The organism is Pseudomonas sp. RL_15y_Pfl2_60, assembly GCF_963970595.1.
Lineage (GTDB): Bacteria > Pseudomonadota > Gammaproteobacteria > Pseudomonadales > Pseudomonadaceae > Aquipseudomonas.
Window position 1 is genome coordinate 212,280 of sequence record NZ_CAXAOE010000004.1, and the last position, 17,023, is coordinate 229,302.

Annotated in this window: 15 protein-coding genes; 6 read left to right on the top strand and 9 right to left on the bottom strand. The window is 56.5% G+C overall.

All coding sequences use genetic code 11. The annotated features are described in order from the left end of the window. Positions 1-11 precede the first annotated feature (11 nt). The 5 genes from AACY26_RS12675 (at position 12) to AACY26_RS12695 (ending at position 6,832) form a co-directional block, all read left to right on the top strand. On the top strand, positions 12-527 hold the full coding sequence (locus tag AACY26_RS12675) for a DoxX family protein (protein WP_339514532.1): 516 nt from the start codon (positions 12-14) through the stop codon (positions 525-527). Between the two features lie 19 nt (positions 528-546). Further along, entirely contained in the window at positions 547-876 is a 330-nt protein-coding gene (locus AACY26_RS12680) for a hypothetical protein (RefSeq protein ID WP_339514534.1), read from the top strand. Between the two features lie 117 nt (positions 877-993). Beyond that, a complete protein-coding gene (locus AACY26_RS12685) occupies positions 994-2,250 on the top strand; it encodes a TolC family protein (RefSeq protein WP_339514536.1) in 1,257 nt (418 codons plus the stop codon). Then, complete coding sequence (locus AACY26_RS12690) at positions 2,247-3,710, top strand: efflux RND transporter periplasmic adaptor subunit (protein ID WP_339514538.1); 1,464 nt, start codon at positions 2,247-2,249, stop codon at positions 3,708-3,710. The genes AACY26_RS12685 and AACY26_RS12690 overlap by 4 nt, the downstream gene beginning before the upstream one ends. Next, positions 3,707-6,832: an efflux RND transporter permease subunit gene (locus AACY26_RS12695; protein WP_339514539.1), complete on the top strand. Its 3,126-nt coding sequence runs from the start codon at positions 3,707-3,709 to the stop codon at positions 6,830-6,832. Before AACY26_RS12690 ends, AACY26_RS12695 begins: the two co-directional genes overlap by 4 nt. A gap of 13 nt (positions 6,833-6,845) precedes the next feature. Here the strand turns inward: AACY26_RS12695 and AACY26_RS12700 are convergent, their stop codons facing one another. The 5 genes from AACY26_RS12700 to ppc form a co-directional block, all read right to left on the bottom strand. Then, positions 6,846-7,727 (bottom strand): DUF72 domain-containing protein, encoded by an 882-nt coding sequence (locus AACY26_RS12700; RefSeq protein ID WP_339514540.1) that lies wholly within the window; start codon positions 7,725-7,727, stop codon positions 6,846-6,848. Then, positions 7,727-8,071, bottom strand: coding sequence for a hypothetical protein (locus tag AACY26_RS12705; RefSeq protein WP_339514541.1), 345 nt, complete (start codon positions 8,069-8,071; stop codon positions 7,727-7,729). Before AACY26_RS12705 ends, AACY26_RS12700 begins: the two co-directional genes overlap by 1 nt. A 180-nt stretch (positions 8,072-8,251) precedes the next feature. Beyond that, positions 8,252-8,932: a tRNA (adenosine(37)-N6)-threonylcarbamoyltransferase complex dimerization subunit type 1 TsaB gene (gene tsaB / locus AACY26_RS12710; protein ID WP_339514543.1), complete on the bottom strand. Its 681-nt coding sequence runs from the start codon at positions 8,930-8,932 to the stop codon at positions 8,252-8,254. A 131-nt stretch (positions 8,933-9,063) separates the two neighbouring features. Then, positions 9,064-9,711: an adenylate kinase gene (adk, locus tag AACY26_RS12715; protein WP_339514545.1), complete on the bottom strand. Its 648-nt coding sequence runs from the start codon at positions 9,709-9,711 to the stop codon at positions 9,064-9,066. A 270-nt stretch (positions 9,712-9,981) separates the two neighbouring features. Continuing rightward, positions 9,982-12,618 (bottom strand): phosphoenolpyruvate carboxylase, encoded by a 2,637-nt coding sequence (gene ppc / locus AACY26_RS12720; RefSeq protein WP_339514547.1) that lies wholly within the window; start codon positions 12,616-12,618, stop codon positions 9,982-9,984. Positions 12,619-12,818: 200 nt separating this feature from the next. On the opposite strand from ppc, the gene AACY26_RS12725 reads away from it, so the two are divergent. Next, the gene (locus AACY26_RS12725) at positions 12,819-13,163 is read left to right on the top strand and encodes a pilin assembly protein (RefSeq protein ID WP_339514549.1); all 345 of its coding nucleotides are present in this window, start codon (positions 12,819-12,821) and stop codon (positions 13,161-13,163) included. A 334-nt stretch (positions 13,164-13,497) separates the two neighbouring features. Here the strand turns inward: AACY26_RS12725 and AACY26_RS12730 are convergent, their stop codons facing one another. From AACY26_RS12730 to AACY26_RS12745, 4 genes are all read right to left on the bottom strand, one after another. Further along, entirely contained in the window at positions 13,498-13,827 is a 330-nt protein-coding gene (locus AACY26_RS12730) for a hypothetical protein (RefSeq protein WP_339514551.1), read from the bottom strand. After that, a complete protein-coding gene (locus tag AACY26_RS12735; protein ID WP_339514553.1) occupies positions 13,824-14,702 on the bottom strand; it encodes an alpha/beta hydrolase in 879 nt (292 codons plus the stop codon). The genes AACY26_RS12730 and AACY26_RS12735 overlap by 4 nt, the downstream gene beginning before the upstream one ends. Then, positions 14,702-15,448: a TIGR00266 family protein gene (locus AACY26_RS12740; protein WP_339514555.1), complete on the bottom strand. Its 747-nt coding sequence runs from the start codon at positions 15,446-15,448 to the stop codon at positions 14,702-14,704. The genes AACY26_RS12735 and AACY26_RS12740 overlap by 1 nt, the downstream gene beginning before the upstream one ends. A gap of 259 nt (positions 15,449-15,707) precedes the next feature. Next, complete coding sequence (locus tag AACY26_RS12745) at positions 15,708-17,003, bottom strand: flavohemoglobin expression-modulating QEGLA motif protein (protein WP_339514557.1); 1,296 nt, start codon at positions 17,001-17,003, stop codon at positions 15,708-15,710. Positions 17,004-17,023: the final 20 nt, after the last annotated feature.

Below are 17,023 nucleotides of genomic sequence, written 5' to 3' on the forward strand. Positions count from 1 at the left end.
AAGGATGCATCATGACTGACTCAACCAACCCACAGGCTCCTGCGCCGGTACGCATCATCAGTAACGCCATCGAGCTGTTCAAACAGATTCCATACAGCCTGATCGCCTTTATCGGTCGCTTCGCCATTGCAGCCGTGTTTTGGAAATCTGGGCAAACCAAGGTTTCAGGCCTTGAAATCGATATCGTATCCGGCACATTTGTGCTTGGTATCCCGAAACTATCCCCTTCGGCAATTCCATTATTCACGGAAGAGTATAAGTTGCCTTTTTTATCCCCTGAACTTGCGGCCACTCTGGCCGCATTTGGCGAGCATCTGCTGCCTATTCTGATCCTGTTTGGCTTTGCCACACGCTTCTCTGCACTCGGCTTGCTAATGATGACCTTGGTTATCCAGCTATTTGTCTATCCGGGTGCTTATCCGACTCATGGCGTCTGGGCTGCGGTGCTGTTAATCCTGATGAGCAAAGGGCCTGGCATATTTTCTATAGACCATCTAATTGCACGGCGCTATGGTTATAACCACTAAGTCCGGCTACGGCTATTAGATGAACCTGCTTATTCGACATGCCCTGCGCATCATGATCTGCCTGACACTGGCCTTTAATGGACTGGTTCAAGCAGACGTGCGCTTGCCATGCCCAATGGGTAACAGCAGCTCGGCGCAGCACGACGCCATGGAGTGCTGCGCCGAGCAAATGAACATCGCTGAAAAGTTCTGCAAAAGCGGCCTGGAATGCCAGGCCAATAGCGTTACTGTCCAGGTTCTAAGCATTAAGTCCCCGGCAAATTTTGCTCATCAAGCGCCCGTGTTGGCGCCAAACGACTTCATTGCATCCTCCTCCCCCGACAGTGTTTGGCGCCCTCCCCGCGCCTGATTCCTTTTCTGTGCATTGAGTTCCAGCTGGGTTTGCCCCGGCTGAGCGCTGTGTGTCTGGCTTCCCGCTTCGGGATGCAGCACTTGGCGCAACTTCAACATGATTGGAATCGCCGTAATGAAACTTCGATATCCATGCCTGCGCACACTGGCGTCGGCATTCACAGCTGTGCTGGTCACGCAGCTCAGCGATGGCGCCTACGCCTTGACACTCGCAGAAGCCATGCGAGAGGCAGAACGTGATGCCCCCTCACTAGCGGCTCAAGCGGCTCAGCTTGAAGTCACGCGCAATAACGCAATACCCGCAGGCGAATTGCCTGACCCCAAACTACTGCTTGGCTTGCAAAACTTCCCCATCAATGGCCCGGATCGCGGCGAACTCAATGCTGTACCCATGACATCAACCAAGATTGGTGTCATGCAGCAAATGCTCAACAGCGATAAGCGTGAAGCACGGGTCGATACAGCCCAAGCGAGCGTCGAACGGGCCAGCATTGAAGCGCAGATTGAACGCCTGAATGTGCGCCGTGAAACCGCAATGGCTTGGATTTCGACCTTGGCGGTTGAACATAAGATCGCCCTGTTCAAGACGCTATACGCTGAAAACCAACTGCTTGGCAAAGCAGTGCAGGCGCGTCTTGCCAGCGGCAATGGACAGACTGCCGACACCATTGCTCCGAAAATCCAGGCGGCATTGCTGGAAGAGCAAGAAGACCAGCTACATCAGGAACTGGCGCAACAACGCGCCGCATTACGGCGCTGGGTTGGAGTGCGAGCGAACGAGAAACTGACAGGAGCAATGCCCAACTGGCCTGTGGATGCGCAGCACTACAAACATAGCCTCGCACGCCACCCCGAACTTGCGGCATATGGGCCAATGACCCATGAAAAACAAGCCCAGCTTCGCGAGGCGAAGGCCGAGAAAAAGTCCGACTGGAGCTGGGAAGTCGCCTACCAGAACCGCGATCAGGATTTCGGTGACATGGTCAGCCTGCAACTGAGCATTGATCTACCGGTATTCAGTGGTTCACGCCAAGACCCAAAGATTGCCGCACGCCACGCCGAACTGGACAAAATCGAAGCTGAGTATCAGACCCAGCTGCGCATGCACACCCAGCAATTAGAGGACGACCTTGCAACCTATCAACGCCTGGACCGCGCCTTGAAACGCAACCAGACGACATTGATTCCACTGGCCAGAGACAAGGTCAAACTGGCGATGGCGGACTACCGTGCCGCTCGCAACCAATTGTCAGCCGTAATCAGCGCACGCCAAGCACTTATAGAGGCGCAACTGAAACAGATTGATATCGAACAACAGCGGGCACTGATCAGCGCACGCCTGCATTTCACTGACATCGAGGCTGGCCTGTGAACACTAAATCCCTAATCTTCAGCAGCCTGTTACTTGCGCTTGGCGCAACTGGCGGCTACTGGTTCGCCAACAAAAATAGCTCACCCCAGATGCTTGACGCTGCCAGCACAGAGAAAAAAGCGCTGTACTGGTACGACCCGATGTTCCCGCAACAAAAGTTCGACCAACCTGGCAAGTCACCCTTCATGGACATGCAACTGGTACCCCGTTACGAAGAAGACGGTGGCGATATCGCCGGTATCAGCATCGATTCAAGCATCACGCAAAACCTTGGCATGCGTCTGGCCACAGTGAAACTGGCGTCACTTGAGCGCGAGATACAAGCAGCAGGCGTCTTGACTCTGAATGAGCGTGAGGTTGCTGTTGTGCAAGCCCGTAGCGCGGGTTTTGTCGAACGTGTGTATGCACGCGCCACCCAAGATGTGATTGCGGCCGGCGCTCCGCTGGCGGACATATTGGTTCCGCAATGGGTCAGCGCTCAAGAAGATTACCTGGCGCTACGCAGCAGTGGCGCACACAGCCTGATTGCGGCGGCCAAGCAACGCATGCGCCTTGCTGGCATGCCTGCAAGCCTTGTCAATAAAGTCGAGCGCAGCGCAAAACTACAGCCGCTGTGGACAGTTACCAGCCCGATTGCCGGCATGATCGAACAACTTGATGTTCGCCAGGGCATGACGGTTTCCAGCGGGATGACCCTCGCTCGAATAAACGGCTTGAGCAGCATCTGGCTCGATGTCGCGGTTCCAGAAGCACAAGCCGCGCATTTGGCGACCGGGCAACCTGTTGAGGCGCACTTGCCAGGGCTTGCTGGGGAGGCAATCCAAGGCCGCATCAGCGCGGTCTTGCCACAAGCTGATTTGCAGTCGCGGACCTTGCGCGTACGCGTTGAGCTGGATAACCCGGAAGGCAAGCTGCGCCCAGGGCAAAGCGCCAACGTACGGCTTGCACAAATCGCCACTGAACCCAGGTTAGTGGTGCCTAGCGAGGCCGTTATCCGCAGCGGGCGTCGCGCCTTGGTGATGCTAGCAACCGAAAATGGTCGCTACCAGCCCACGCAAGTGCAGCTCGGCCAGGAGACAGGCGAACACGTCGAAATTACCCAGGGCCTGGAAACTGGCCAACAGGTTGTGGTCTCCGGTCAGTTTCTGCTGGATTCGGAAGCCAGCTTGCACGGCATCGAGATAACAGCGCTCGGCGACTCACAGCCACAAGTACTGAACAACGCCTTGCACCAAGCCGAAGGCCAAATCATCAGTCTGGATGCAGACAGCATGACCCTTGCCCACGGCCCCTTCAAAACATTGTCCATGCCAGGAATGACCATGCAATTCCCGGTTGCAAATGCTCGGTTGCTTTCAGGTTTACAGGCTGGAGACAGCATTCGCATAGCGGTAAGTGAAGGTGATAACGGCCTGATAATCGAACAAGTAGAACTCATGGAAAAGGCTGTGCAACCATGATCGCATCTCTGATTCGCTGGTCAATCGGCAACCGTTTTCTGGTGCTACTTGCCACTGTTTTTGCCACTGCCTGGGGCGTTTGGTCAGTGCAAAATACGCCAATCGATGCCCTGCCCGATTTGTCCGATGTGCAGGTCATCATTCGCACGCCCTACCTCGGGCAGGCGCCGCAAATTGTCGAGAACCAGGTGACCTACCCGCTGACAACCACCATGCTGTCGGTGCCAGGAGCCAAGACGGTCCGTGGTTATTCATTCTTCGGCGACAGCTATGTCTATGTCTTGTTCGAGGACGGCACAGATCTGTATTGGGCACGTTCACGGGTGCTTGAGTACCTCAGCCAGATCCAGGGCAAGTTGCCTGATGGCGCCAAACCATCGCTTGGGCCGGACGCAACCGGGGTCGGCTGGATTTATCAGTACGCACTGGTCGACCGCAGTGGCAAGCATGACCTCGCGCAGTTGCGCTCGCTACAGGACTGGTTTCTCAAGTTCGAGTTGAAAACCCTGCCCAATGTTGCCGAGGTCGCCAGTATTGGCGGCATGGTCAAGCAATATCAGGTTCAGCTCGACCCGCTGAAGATGGCCCACCTTGGGATTACCCAACGCGAAGTGACCGACGCCATTGGCATGGCCAACCAGGAAACTGGCGGCGCGGTAATGAGCCTTGCTGAAACCGAGTTCATGGTCAGAGCCTCGGGTTATTTGAATACGCTCAATGATTTCCGTGCGATCCCACTGCGCCTGGATGCCAACGCAGTGCCCATCACCTTGGGAGATGTAGCCAGCATCCAGATCGGTCCAGAAATGCGCCGTGGCATTGCGGAGCTCGATGGCGAAGGTGAAGTGGCTGGCGGCGTGGTGATCCTGCGCAGCGGCAAAAATGCGCGCGAGACCCTGACAGCCGTCAAGAACAAACTGGAATCACTCAAGGCCAGCCTGCCGTCCGGCGTCGAAATCGTCACCACCTACGACCGTAGCGAGCTGATAGACCGGGCCATTGACAACCTTGGCTTCAAGCTACTCGAAGAGTTCATCGTAGTGGCGCTGGTCTGCCTGATATTTCTCTTGCACCTGCGCTCCTCGTTGGTAGCAATTGTTTCGCTGCCAATCGGTATATTGGTCGCATTTATCATCATGCGCCAGCAAGGTATCAACGCCAATATCATGTCTCTGGGTGGCCTGGCCATCGCCATTGGAGCGATGGTCGATGCAGCCGTGGTGATGATCGAGAACGCCCATAAAAAGATTGAGGCATGGCATGCCAAGCACCCCAATCAAACACTGCGCGGCGAACAGCATTGGCAAGTGATCAGCGATGCCGCCATCGAGGTTGGGCCCGCGTTGTTTTTCAGCCTGCTGATTATCACCTTGTCGTTTATCCCAGTCTTCACCTTGCAAGCTCAGGAGGGCCGGCTGTTCGCCCCCCTGGCCTACACCAAGACCTACTCAATGGCAGCCGCCGCTGGTTTATCCGTTACCCTGATTCCGGTCCTGATGGGGTACTGGATTCGCGGAAAGATCCCAAGCGAGCAAAACAATCCAATCAACCGTGGATTAATCAAGGTCTATCAGCCAGCGCTGGACGCGGTACTACGCAAACCTAAAACGACCCTGGTGGTTGCCACGCTGATCTTTCTCAGCGCAGCGTGGCCAGCCTCTCAACTGGGTGGAGAGTTTTTACCGCCGCTGGATGAAGGCGACCTGCTCTATATGCCCTCTGCCCTGCCGGGTCTATCCGTACAAAAAGCCGCAGAGTTGCTGCAACAGACGGACCGACTGATCAAGACGGTGCCGGAAGTCGCTCGCGTCTTTGGCAAGGCTGGGCGGGCTGAAAGTGCGACCGACCCAGCGCCACTGGAAATGTTTGAGACAACCATTCAGTTCAAGCCGCGCGATCAGTGGCGCGAATCCATGACACCAGAGAAGTTGATTGAGGAACTCGACCGCGCTGTAAAAGTGCCAGGACTGAGCAACATCTGGATTGCGCCTATCCGCAACCGTATCGACATGCTCGCAACCGGCATCAAGAGCCCGATAGGAGTCAAGGTGGCGGGCACCAACCTGTTGCAAATTGACCAAGTCACCCAAGCCGTCGAGCACGTTGCCAAGCAGGTCGATGGCGTTAGCTCCGCACTGGCCGAACGCCTTACCGGCGGGCGCTATATCGACGTCGACATCAATCGCCAAGCGGCTGCACGCCACGGCTTGAATATCGCAGATGTCCAGGCAATAGTCGCCAGCGCCATTGGTGGGGCCAATGTCGGTGAAACCATTGAAGGGCTCGCCCGCTACCCGATCAATGTGCGCTACCCGCGTGAATGGCGCGACTCATTGGGCCGTTTGAAAGACCTGCCGATCTACACCGCCCAAGGCAGCCAGATCACCCTGGGCAGCGTTGCCGAGCTGAAGATAAGCGATGGTCCGCCCATGCTTAAAAGCGAGAACGCGCGACCTTCCGGCTGGGTTTACGTGGATGTGCGCGGACGGGATTTATCCTCGGTGGTGACCGAATTGCGCACCGCGATCAATCAGCAGGTAACCCTGCAACCCGGCATGAGCCTGAGCTATGCCGGGCAATTCGAGTTCCTGCAACGTGCCAATGCACGCCTGAAGCTGGTGGTACCGGCCACACTGATGATTATCTTCGTGCTGCTGTACTTGACATTCACGCGCTTCAGCGAGGCGTTGCTGATCATGGCCACACTGCCCTTCGCCCTCACGGGCGGTATCTGGTTTCTGTACCTGCTCGATTACAACCTCTCGGTCGCAACCGGCGTCGGCTTTATCGCCCTGGCTGGAGTGGCGGCCGAGTTTGGCGTGATCATGCTGCTGTACCTGAAAAACGCCTGGTTTGAGCGTATTCAACAAGGGCGAGAGGATCAAGGTGCACTGCTGGAGGCGATTCGCGAAGGTGCAGTGCAGCGTGTACGCCCCAAGGCCATGACGGTGGCAGTGATCATTGCTGGCTTGCTGCCAATCATGTGGGGCAGCGGCACCGGTAGCGAGGTGATGAGTCGGATCGCCGCGCCAATGGTCGGCGGCATGATCACCGCACCGCTGCTGTCGCTATTGGTGCTGCCGGCGGCCTATCTATTGATGAGTAAAAAACGCGGGGATTGAAGGAGCAACTCGTCTATAGAAGCCCCAGTTGCTCTGCCGGGGCTTCTACCTCAAGTACAGGCAAGTCGGGCAATCCGGGTAGACGCGTCATCAGTTGCTGATGAAAGCGCCGAGCCAACTGCGGCGCGAGGCGATTATCCGAAGTGTGCAAAAACACATAGGGGCTCAAGCCCTGCTCGATCCAACTGGCGACCTTATCCAGCCAAGGCACCATAAATGGATCATTCTCAAGCACTTCAGGATGACCAATAAAGCGCAGTTGCGGCGCCTGGCTAAACGCGGTGGGTCGTGTGGGCAAACGCGGCTTTTTGTCTTGAGCATGGATAACATGCGGCTCGCCGGAGTTGCAGCTGAACAACGCCCGCGAATCCAGGCAAATGCGCTCCACTCCCTGATCGAGCAATAAGCGATTAAGCGCACGCTCAGCTTCGCCCTTGGCAAAGAACTCAGGGTGACGCACCTCTATTGCTAGGGCCCGACCACCAAAATGCCCCTCGCCCGCGCCCCAATGCTCAATCAATAGCGCCAGTTCAGACAAGCGTTGAGGGCCGAAGCTTGCCGGTAATTGCAACCAATAGGGCGCCACGCGCGCGCCTAGCGGGGCCAGCAGTGTGCGAAAGTCATCCAGCGCCTGGAGCTGCCCACGCAGATCATCGCAGTGGCTGATATCCCGTGGCAATTTTGCGCAAAAGCGGAAATGCTCAGGCATTGCCTGGGACCACTTGCTAATGGTTTCAGCCGCGGGTCGGGCATAGAAAGTGGTATTGCCTTCGACTGCATTGAACAGTTGGCAATAGTGCTTGAGGAAATCAGTAGAGCGCGTGCCTTGTGCATAGACCGAACCGCGCCAGGCGACTTCACTCCATGATGGGCAGCCAAGAAAATACGGGAGCACTAGGCGTAGAGATCGAGACCCAGCACCTGCTGCGCATCGGATTCGGTGATGAATTGTGCGGTGGTGCTGTAACTGGCAATCGCTTGCGAGGCACGATTGCTGATCGCCGGCTGTTGGTAGACAAGATCCTGCGCCTGCATTGCACGGCTCTGCTCACCTTCGCTGGACGCTTGCACACGACGAATTTGTGGCGTTGGCTCAAAACCTTGAGTCGCACCCACCGCTGCCGGTTGTTCACGGCGCGTCTCAGCCTCGCGCTGGGCTTCGCGATACGGGGTGACCGCAGTCCCCGAGCGAGGGCCGCGATCCGGCGAGTATGGGGCTATGGAGCCATCAATGCGCATCAATTAAAACTCTGAGCTTCAGTAACTACGGTGCTTGCAGCAGCAATTTAACCCTGTGTAAACCACTTGGCAATCCGCAACTGATCAGCCGCGAGCATTTATGCGCAAACTGTCAGATCTAAGCGACTTACCGAGGTACGCAGGCACAAGACAGATCAACGAAAAAGTGCCGGACGACCTCTATTTCGGTGCCTTAGGCGTCGCGACTTGATCACGCAAGTAAACAGGTTGCGCCTCATCCGCCACCAGCGACTCACCCCGTGCCCAGGCAAATTGGGCCAGCGTCAGCAAATCTTGGGCGTGAGGCAACATGGATGGATCCTGGGCACTTGGCTTGACCCCAATGCGCTCGGCAAAAGTGCCCCAGCCAGTGCCTGCGGCAAACCAGTCACCCGTGGCACCGTCCGGCAGCGTGGCAAGCTCCGGGGCCATTACCGCTTCACGCCCGAGCAAGCGCATTTCACCTTGCTGGGCTTGGTAACAACCCCAATAGACCTCATCCATGCGCGCATCAATCGCGGCAGCAACTTGAACAGCGCCTTGCTCGCGCATGGCTCGTTGCGCCAACACCGCTAGATTGGAGACTGGAATAACCGGTCGATCCAAGGCGAATGCAAGGCCCTGCACCACGCCGATAGCAATGCGAATACCGGTGAATGCCCCGGGCCCACGGCCAAATGCAATGGCATCGAGCGCCGACAAGGGCAGATTGGCCTCAGCCATCAAGGTCTTGATCATCGGCAACAGGCGTTGCGCATGTTGGCGCGGTATCACTTCGTAATGACTGATCACTTTGCCGGCGTGCAGCAAAGCAACCGAGCAAGCTTCGGTGGCGGTATCGAGGGCCAACAAGGTGGTCATGGCGGAGTCCGGCAAACAGATGGTCGCGCAGTATAAACGCTAGAGACCAGAAGCTGTAGGCGTGCCTGTGTTCAAGTCCAGAAACAACAACGGCCCGCCTAAGCGAGCCGTTGTGGGAGTGCAGTCTGACCTTAAGACAGCGCAGCCATGACCTTGGTGGTGATCTCATCAACCGAGCCAACACCTGCGATGGCGCTGTATTTAGGCGTGCCTTCAGCAGCAGCCATCTTCTGGTAGAAGTCTACCAGCGGCTTGGTTTGCGAGTGGTAGACCGACAGGCGATGACGTACTGTCTCTTCCTTGTCGTCTTCGCGCTGGATCAGTTCTTCACCGGTTTCATCATCTTTGCCAGCAACTTTCGGCGGATTGTATTCGGTGTGATACACGCGGCCAGAGGCTGGGTGCACGCGACGACCAGCAATACGCTTGACGATTTCTTCGTCTTCAACGGCGATCTCGACCACGTAATCGATATTCACGCCTGCTTGCTTGAGGGCTTCTGCCTGCGGAATGGTGCGCGGGAAACCATCGAACAGGAAACCATTGGCGCAATCTTCTTGGGTGATACGCTCTTTGATCAGGTCGATAATGATCTCATCCGAGACCAGACCGCCACTGTCCATCACACCCTTGACCTTGAGGCCAAGCGGGCTGCCCGCTTTTACTGCGGCACGAAGCATATCGCCAGTCGAAATCTGTGGAATAGCGAACTTCTTGGTAATGAAGCCCGCTTGGGTACCTTTTCCGGCACCGGGCGCCCCTAGCAAAATCACGCGCATCGATGTGCTCCTCAAATTATAAGTAATAAATCAGTGGACTCGCCTCTTGGGGCCAATCTCAGAATATTCAGGGCAGCCGCACACTTGCACAACAAACTGCCAAAGGCCGATCAAGATACACAGCAGTCCCCCCCTGCACAAGCCACCGAAAGTCGGATACATCTCCAGCGGTTGCCGACAAGCATTCTGCGGCTCGGCGCTGCATCCCCTTTAGAACGGGGACGCAGCCTGGCCACTGGAGCCATTGGCCTGAAAAGTACAGTTACTGATTTAACCGGTATTGCGTAAACCGGCGGCAATACCGGCCACACTGACCAGAAGAGCCTGTTCCAGAGGGCTGTCTGCCTGGTTTTCACGCAGTCTCGAACGCGCCAATAACTCTGCCTGCAACAGGTGCAGCGGGTCTAGATAAGTATTGCGCACCGTGATCGATTCCAGCGTTTCCGGACTATGACCGAGCAGTTGCGACTGCTGAGTCAGCCCAAGCACGCAGGCACACGCCTGCGACAATAGGTCGCGCAAATGCGCCCCCAACGGCTGTAGCGCAGGATCAACCAACCGCTCATCGTATAGCCCGGCGATGGCCTCGTCAGCTTTGCTCAGCACCATTTCAAGCATGTCGATACGGGTGCGGAAGAATGGCCATTGCTCGCGCATTTGCGCCAGCAAGTCACCTTCATTGCGTTGCAGTGCGTTATTTAAAGCGCTGTCCCAACCTAGCCATGCGGGGAGCATAAGCCGTGTTTGGGTCCAGGCGAAGATCCATGGAATGGCCCGCAAACTCTCGACACCCCCAGCCCGGCGCTTCGCCGGACGACTGCCCAAAGGCAAACGGCCCAGCTCTTGCTCAGGAGTTGCCTGGCGAAAATATTCAACAAACTCTGGCGTCTCGCGTACCACAGCTCGGTAGCCAGCAACGCCATCGGCCGCGAGCTTATCCATCATTTCGCGCCAGGCTGGTTGCGGGGCTGGCGGCGGCAGAAGCGTAGCTTCAAGCACTGCGGCCAAGTACAGATTCAGGTTCTGCTCGGCAATATCTGGCAGGCCAAACTTGAAACGGATCATCTCGCCCTGCTCGGTGGTGCGAAAACGCCCGGCAACCGACCCCGGTGGCTGCGACAGAATCGCCGCATGCGCAGGGCCACCGCCACGACCGACCGTACCGCCACGGCCGTGGAACAATAACAGTTCCACCTCATGTGCCTTGCAAATATCAACCAGGGCTTCCTGAGCCCGGTACTGTGCCCAGGCGGCGGCAGTGGTGCCGGCATCCTTGGAAGAGTCGGAATAGCCGATCATCACTTCTTGCGGGCCATGCAACTTGGCGCGATAGCCTTTTATGCCCAGCAAGCGTTCAATCACCGGCCCTGCGTTGTCCAGATCAGCCAGGGTTTCAAATAACGGAACCACGCGCATTGGCCGCTGGAGCCCAGACTCCTTGAGCAATAGCTGCACCGCCAACACATCTGAACATGCACCCGCCATGGAAATCACGTAAGAGCCCAAGGAAGCAGCTGGCGCTTGGGCAACTTCACGGCAGGTTGCCAGTACTTCAGCGGTATCAGCACTGGGCTTGAAATGCTCTGGCAGCAGCGGGCGACGATTCTGCAGCTCGGTCAGCAAAAATTGTAAACGCTGGTCTTCATCCCACTCGGCGTAGCTGCCCAGGCCAAGATAATCAGTGATTTCATTCAACGCCGCTGCGTGTCGAGATGCATCCTGACGCACGTCCAGCCGGACTAGAAACAGGCCAAATGTCGCGGCTCGACGCAGACAATCCAGCAGTGGCCCATCAGCGATTACGCCCATGCCGCATTCGTGCAGTGAGCGATAACACAGCTGCAGTGGCTCCAGCAGGTCGCGATTGTCATGCAAAACCGCCTCGCTGGGCTGGGTTTGGCTGTGCAATGCCTCCTGCGCCCAGCGACGTGTCGCCCGCAGACGCTCGCGCAACTGTTTAAGCAGCGCCCGATAAGGCTCGGCGGTCTTACCCACTGCGGCGCACAGTTCAGCACTGGCTTCTTGCATTGATAGCCCGGCCGCCAGTTGGTCGATATCACGCAGGTACAGATCTGCCGCCATCCAGCGCGACAGCAGGAGCACTTCGCGGGTCACAGCGGCGGTAACATTCGGATTGCCGTCGCGGTCGCCCCCCATCCAGGAGGCGAAACGTATGGGCGCAGCTTCAAGCGGCAAGCGAAATCCCGTGGCAGCGTGCAAGGCGATATCAGCCTGGCGCATAAAATTGGGAACCGCCTGCCACAGCGAGTGTTCAATGACCGCGAAGCCCCATTTCGCCTCATCTACCGGTGTTGGCCGGGTACGACGTATTTCTTCGGTATGCCAGGCCTCGGCGACCAGCCGACGCAAGCGATCACTGACCTGCTGACGCTCATTGTCGGTCAAGTCGCTGTGGTCCTGATGCCCTAGTTCAGCGGCGATAGCATCGTATTTTTGAATAAGGGTGCGCCGTGCAACCTCTGTCGGGTGCGCGGTGAGCACCAACTCGATATCCAAGCGTCCCAACTGCCTGGCCAACTCGTCTTTGCCATGGCCACTGTCGAGCAAACGCTGCAGCAGTTCACCTAGGACTCGCGACTCAAAGGGTTCTGCCTCGGCACTGGAGCGCCGGCGAATGCGGTGATACTGCTCAGCAATATTGGCCAGGTTAAGAAACTGGTTAAAGGCGCGCGCCACTGGCAATAATTCATCATCCTCAAGGTTATTGAGGGTCTCGCTAAGCTGCTGCGCGCCTTCTTTGGAGCCACGCCGCGCCGCTTTTGCGCCTTTACGGATACGCTCAATCTTGTCGAGAAACTCATCGCCGTACTGTGTGCAGATAGTCTGCCCAAGCAACTCGCCGAGTTGGTGGACGTTTTCGCGCAGGCGCGCGTCTATTTCAGCCATGCCAGTGCTCCCCACTACGTCAAAAAGGGTGGTGCGTGCTCCAAGAGTGCCCCATTGCGGCAATCTGTTACAAGCGCACGACATCGAACCCAGCCAGAGTATTTGCGGTCTAGTCTTGTGTAATAGGCGTGTTTCAGAAAATCACGCCGCACCAAGATCGCACTGAAGCCTGCCACGAGCGGGCAAAGGATGAGCTAATCATGAGAATTCGCGAACTGGTAAGCCATTGGGAACAGAATGCTAAGGGCCGCCTGACTCGCAGTCCTTATCAAATACGCCTGGATGTCGAAGCTGCTGCGCGGGTGGCTGCGCTGGCAGAAATGTATCCCAAGCGCAGCCCGGAAGAGCTGCTCGGTGAGCTGATTGGCGCCGCGCTTGAAGAGCTGGAAGCCAGCCTGCCTTATGTAAAAGGCAGCCATGTGGTGGCGACCGACGAGCTGGGTGACCCATTGTTTGAAGACATTGGCCCTACACCGCGCTTTCTAGCCCTGTCACGCAAATACTTGCATGACCTGACCGAGCAGCTGAAAAGCGCGGATCACTAGGGAAGCCCTGAAAAAGGGAGCGAGCGCCGATAGGACAAGGCGCAACGACCAAAGGCCGGCCCGAAGGGCGAGCGTAGCGAGTAAAAAAATGCGAAAAAGCGACCGGGGTCGCGCTCGACTTTAGTTGGCCTAAATGAGCATTTGATTCGCGTTGCTCACCCCTTCGGGGCCGAACTAAAGTTCGTTCAGCCTGAAGGCTGTGAGCAGTTTTTTAACGCAGTAATATCTAGCGCAGTAGTTTTTCAGGGGTTCCCTAGGCCCAGCTAGTTGCCGCTTGCACCTCAGGCGAGGGGCAAGCGGCCAGAGCGGTAATAGAGGGCGTGGCCCGATAGTCCTAAGGTGTGATCTGCTGTGGTGTTTTTTCGCCCACACAGTGCACAGCCTGTTTGCGATTGTTGACCAAGACCCCACTCAGCCCCTTTTGCTCGGTATCGAACATCACCACGATACCGTCAACGCATTGTGCGACCTGTGACGCTGGCTGCAGGGAGACTTTGTAGTCCTCACCCGGAACTGTCTTGAGCATGGTGAATTCAGACAAGAGCAAAGCATCCTGCGGCTTGGAAAATTGCACATAACCGTAATAGGTCAACACCGCGACAGTGGCGCAGACAGTAGCAACAGCGGTCAGAATCATTGGAATTGCAGGATCACGTTTAGTCATTGCGGACTCTCAGAGTTAGGAACTTCAGCTAAGCGGCGCAGGCCCTTAAAGCCTTGCGGGTCACTCATAAACAGCAACAGCACTTGACGCCAGGTGGGGTCATTAAAGGTCTGCACATGACCGCCGCGGGTCAGCTGCAAGACCCTCGGCGCGGGCGCTGCCTGATACAAGCTAATTGCGTTGGATACCGGCACCACAGGATCATCGATGCTGTGGTAAATCAGCAATGGTAAGCCTTTCAGCCTGGGAATTGCAGTAATTGCGCTATCGTCATCGGGAACAAACTCGCTTAATGGCACTTGAAACAACCAGGTGAGCCAGGATGTACTGAGCACGTATTGCGCGACATCACGGTAGCTGGCGGGCGTGCCGTCAATGATCAAGGCATCGAGCTTTTTGGCTTGTTGCGGATGCTCAGCCAGATAATGCACGGCCAGTGCGCCTCCCAAGCTTTGGGCAAGCACGAACAAAGGCTTGCCGCGCACCTCGGCAGTCGCGTCAAGCTGCGTAAACGCCGCATCAATATCCTGATAAATTTCAGGCAAGCTCGGCTCACCTTCAGACAAGCCGTAGCCGCGATAATCGAGCATTAATACCTGATAGCCCTGCTCTGGCAGCCACCAGGGCGCGCCCAGGTGCATGGCCATGTTGCCGCCGTTGCCGTGCAGATAAAGAATGGTGCCCTTGACCTCGACCCCAGCCTTTGCAGGCAGCCACCATGCATTCAGGCGCGTGCCATCGGCGGTCACCAGGTATTCATCGTGAAACTCAAGCCCGGCGCGCTCAGGGGTGAAGGGCAAACCTTTGGCGGGATAGAACAACAGCGAACTGCAACCTTGCAGCAGAACAATTGCTAGCACTACAAGCAAACGCATCATCGGCCGCCCGCACGGACTTCTTCACGAGCCTTGTAGGTTGCCTCATAGATGCGCTCTGCCAAGCGTGAAAAGGGCAAGCTTTGAATCCACACGGTGCCGGTGCCCTTGAGCGTGGCAAGAAAGATCCCTTCCCCGCCAAACAGCATGCTTTTCAGCCCACCAGCCAGCTTGATGTCGTAATCGATACCCGAGCTGAAGCCGACCAGGCAACCGGTATCGAGGCGCAAGGTTTCATTATTGAGCTCTTTGCGAATAACAGTGCCACCCGCATGCAGGAACACCAAGCCATCGCCTTCAAGCTTTTGCAGGATAAAGCCCTCACCGCCAAAAAAACCGGCGCCCAGACGCTTGTTAAAGCTGATACCGATGGATGTCCCACGCGCTGCGCACAAGAACGAATCTCGCTGGCAAACCAACGAACCGCCCACCTGGGCCAGTGAAACAGGCACCACACTACCCGGATACGGCGCGGCAAAAGCAACGCGTGCCTGCTTGTTACCCGCGTTGGAGAAGTGCGTCATAAACATCGACTCTCCAGTGACCATGCGCTTACCTGCACTCCACAACTTGCCCAGCACCCCAGAGGACGAGCCGTCGCCCATACGTGCTTCAAAACGCACATCTTCAGTCATGTAATTCAACGCACCGGCCTCGGCAATCACCGCCTCCCCCGGATCCAGAATCACCTCGACACTCTGCGCCGAGTTACCGAGAATTTCGTACTCAAGTTCGTGGCTATTCATTAAAAATCCTTAGGCGGGAAGACTCAAGCTTGAGCTTTTTCATACTCACCAACAATACAAATCGAGGGCGTAGCGAGCGCAGGCCAGACAAGGCTGCAACGCAGTATCGCCAAGCGCAGTAGCCCTGCCTGCACTGCATTAAAGCGTTCTGTACGCAGGTCAGGCAAGGCGGCATTGCCCCCGAAAAGCGGAGTTTACTCCGGTAAATGAGCATTTTCGGGGGCAATTCCAACGCAGCATCACCAAAGCAAAGGACGCTTTACAAGATGTTGGCGTAGTCAGCCTCTATACGGTCGAGACTCAGATTGTTTAGGAAGTTTGAGAAACACATCCACGCCGACAAGGAGTTCAAGTCGCTGAATTGTGGCGGCAGGTATTTGGGCGGTACCACCAGGCCTTCATCAACCAATTGGCGCAGGGTGCGCATGTCTTCCAGAGTGGTCTTGCCGCAGAACAGCAACGGGATCTGCTCCAGCTTGCCTTTGCGCACAGCAAGCTGGATATAGTTGTAGATCATGATGAAGCCTTTCAGGTAGGAAAGATCCTTGGTGAAAGGCAAGCCCGTTGGCGTCGACCCTCTAAAGGCGCGATTGGCGTTGCTGTAGCTTTCTTCCAGGCTAAAGCCCTGTTCGCGGTAAAACTCGAATACCTGCAGGAAATCTGCACCCTCCTCGGCCATGTGGATGGCGCGGGTACGATTGGTCAACTTGCGCAAGCGGGTTGGGTATGAAGCAAAACTGATGACTTCCATGAGGATTGCCAGCCCCTCTTGGGTCACAGTTGAGGACGGTGGGCCCTTGGCCAGGAAGGTGCAAATTGGCTGGTTCTGACCGTTGAGGGTGGTTGCGACGTGAACCAACCCCTCGTGGACCTCAAGCGCCTTGACGTCACGCTCATTAAACATCGCATCGGTACGAATCTTGATGTAATCCGCGCCGGCGGCGGCGTCCGCCAGGATACCGTCGGACTCGAAGACGCGAATGGTATCTTCATGCTCACCGAACACCTTGTTCAGGCGATGCTGCAACAGATCTACTGCGGCCTTGGCATTGAGGTTCTTGACTTCATCCTTCAAGTCGCCCCGGCTGTCGATGTTATTGAGAAACCCTGAGAACATGACGCCCAAATCAGCCAGGGTTGGATCACCCGCATGGAATGCATCCGAGGCCGCGCCATAGAGGTCTTGCGAGATAAGGCCGAAGTCTTCGGTGCCGCGCGCCTCGAGCATACGAATAACCATGCGGTACTCGCGGCACATGCGACGCATAATCTGGCCAACCGGATTGAATTGCCCCAACTGGCGGGTGATATCGCGTTCGATATTCTGGAATTCAAGCTTTTTTGCCGTCGCATCAAAGGCCAGCGGACGACTGTCATAGTAGGCCCGATCGACGTTGGGTAGCACTTTGCCTTTGTGCTTGAGAAACTCGCTGCGAACGCTCTCGTCCCACTTCACCGCATCCAATACGCGAATGGGCGTTTGCGCCTCGACGATCCTGTCTGACAACGCACGGACGATTAATTGATAATCATCCAAACCTACATAACTGTTCATCACTCCCTCGCGGCTTCAAG

Coding starts and splice junctions, on each gene's coding strand:
- AACY26_RS12675 (WP_339514532.1), top strand. CDS start 12: ATGACTGACTCAACCAACCCACAGGCTCCTGCGCCGGTACGCATCATC.
- AACY26_RS12680 (WP_339514534.1), top strand. CDS start 547: ATGAACCTGCTTATTCGACATGCCCTGCGCATCATGATCTGCCTGACA.
- AACY26_RS12685 (WP_339514536.1), top strand. CDS start 994: ATGAAACTTCGATATCCATGCCTGCGCACACTGGCGTCGGCATTCACA.
- AACY26_RS12695 (WP_339514539.1), top strand. CDS start 3,707: ATGATCGCATCTCTGATTCGCTGGTCAATCGGCAACCGTTTTCTGGTG.
- AACY26_RS12705 (WP_339514541.1), bottom strand. CDS start 8,071: ATGCGCATTGATGGCTCCATAGCCCCATACTCGCCGGATCGCGGCCCT.
- tsaB (WP_339514543.1), bottom strand. CDS start 8,932: ATGACCACCTTGTTGGCCCTCGATACCGCCACCGAAGCTTGCTCGGTT.
- adk (WP_339514545.1), bottom strand. CDS start 9,711: ATGCGCGTGATTTTGCTAGGGGCGCCCGGTGCCGGAAAAGGTACCCAA.
- ppc (WP_339514547.1), bottom strand. CDS start 12,618: ATGGCTGAAATAGACGCGCGCCTGCGCGAAAACGTCCACCAACTCGGC.
- AACY26_RS12725 (WP_339514549.1), top strand. CDS start 12,819: ATGAGAATTCGCGAACTGGTAAGCCATTGGGAACAGAATGCTAAGGGC.
- AACY26_RS12730 (WP_339514551.1), bottom strand. CDS start 13,827: ATGACTAAACGTGATCCTGCAATTCCAATGATTCTGACCGCTGTTGCT.
- AACY26_RS12735 (WP_339514553.1), bottom strand. CDS start 14,702: ATGCGTTTGCTTGTAGTGCTAGCAATTGTTCTGCTGCAAGGTTGCAGT.
- AACY26_RS12740 (WP_339514555.1), bottom strand. CDS start 15,448: ATGAATAGCCACGAACTTGAGTACGAAATTCTCGGTAACTCGGCGCAG.
- AACY26_RS12745 (WP_339514557.1), bottom strand. CDS start 17,003: ATGAACAGTTATGTAGGTTTGGATGATTATCAATTAATCGTCCGTGCG.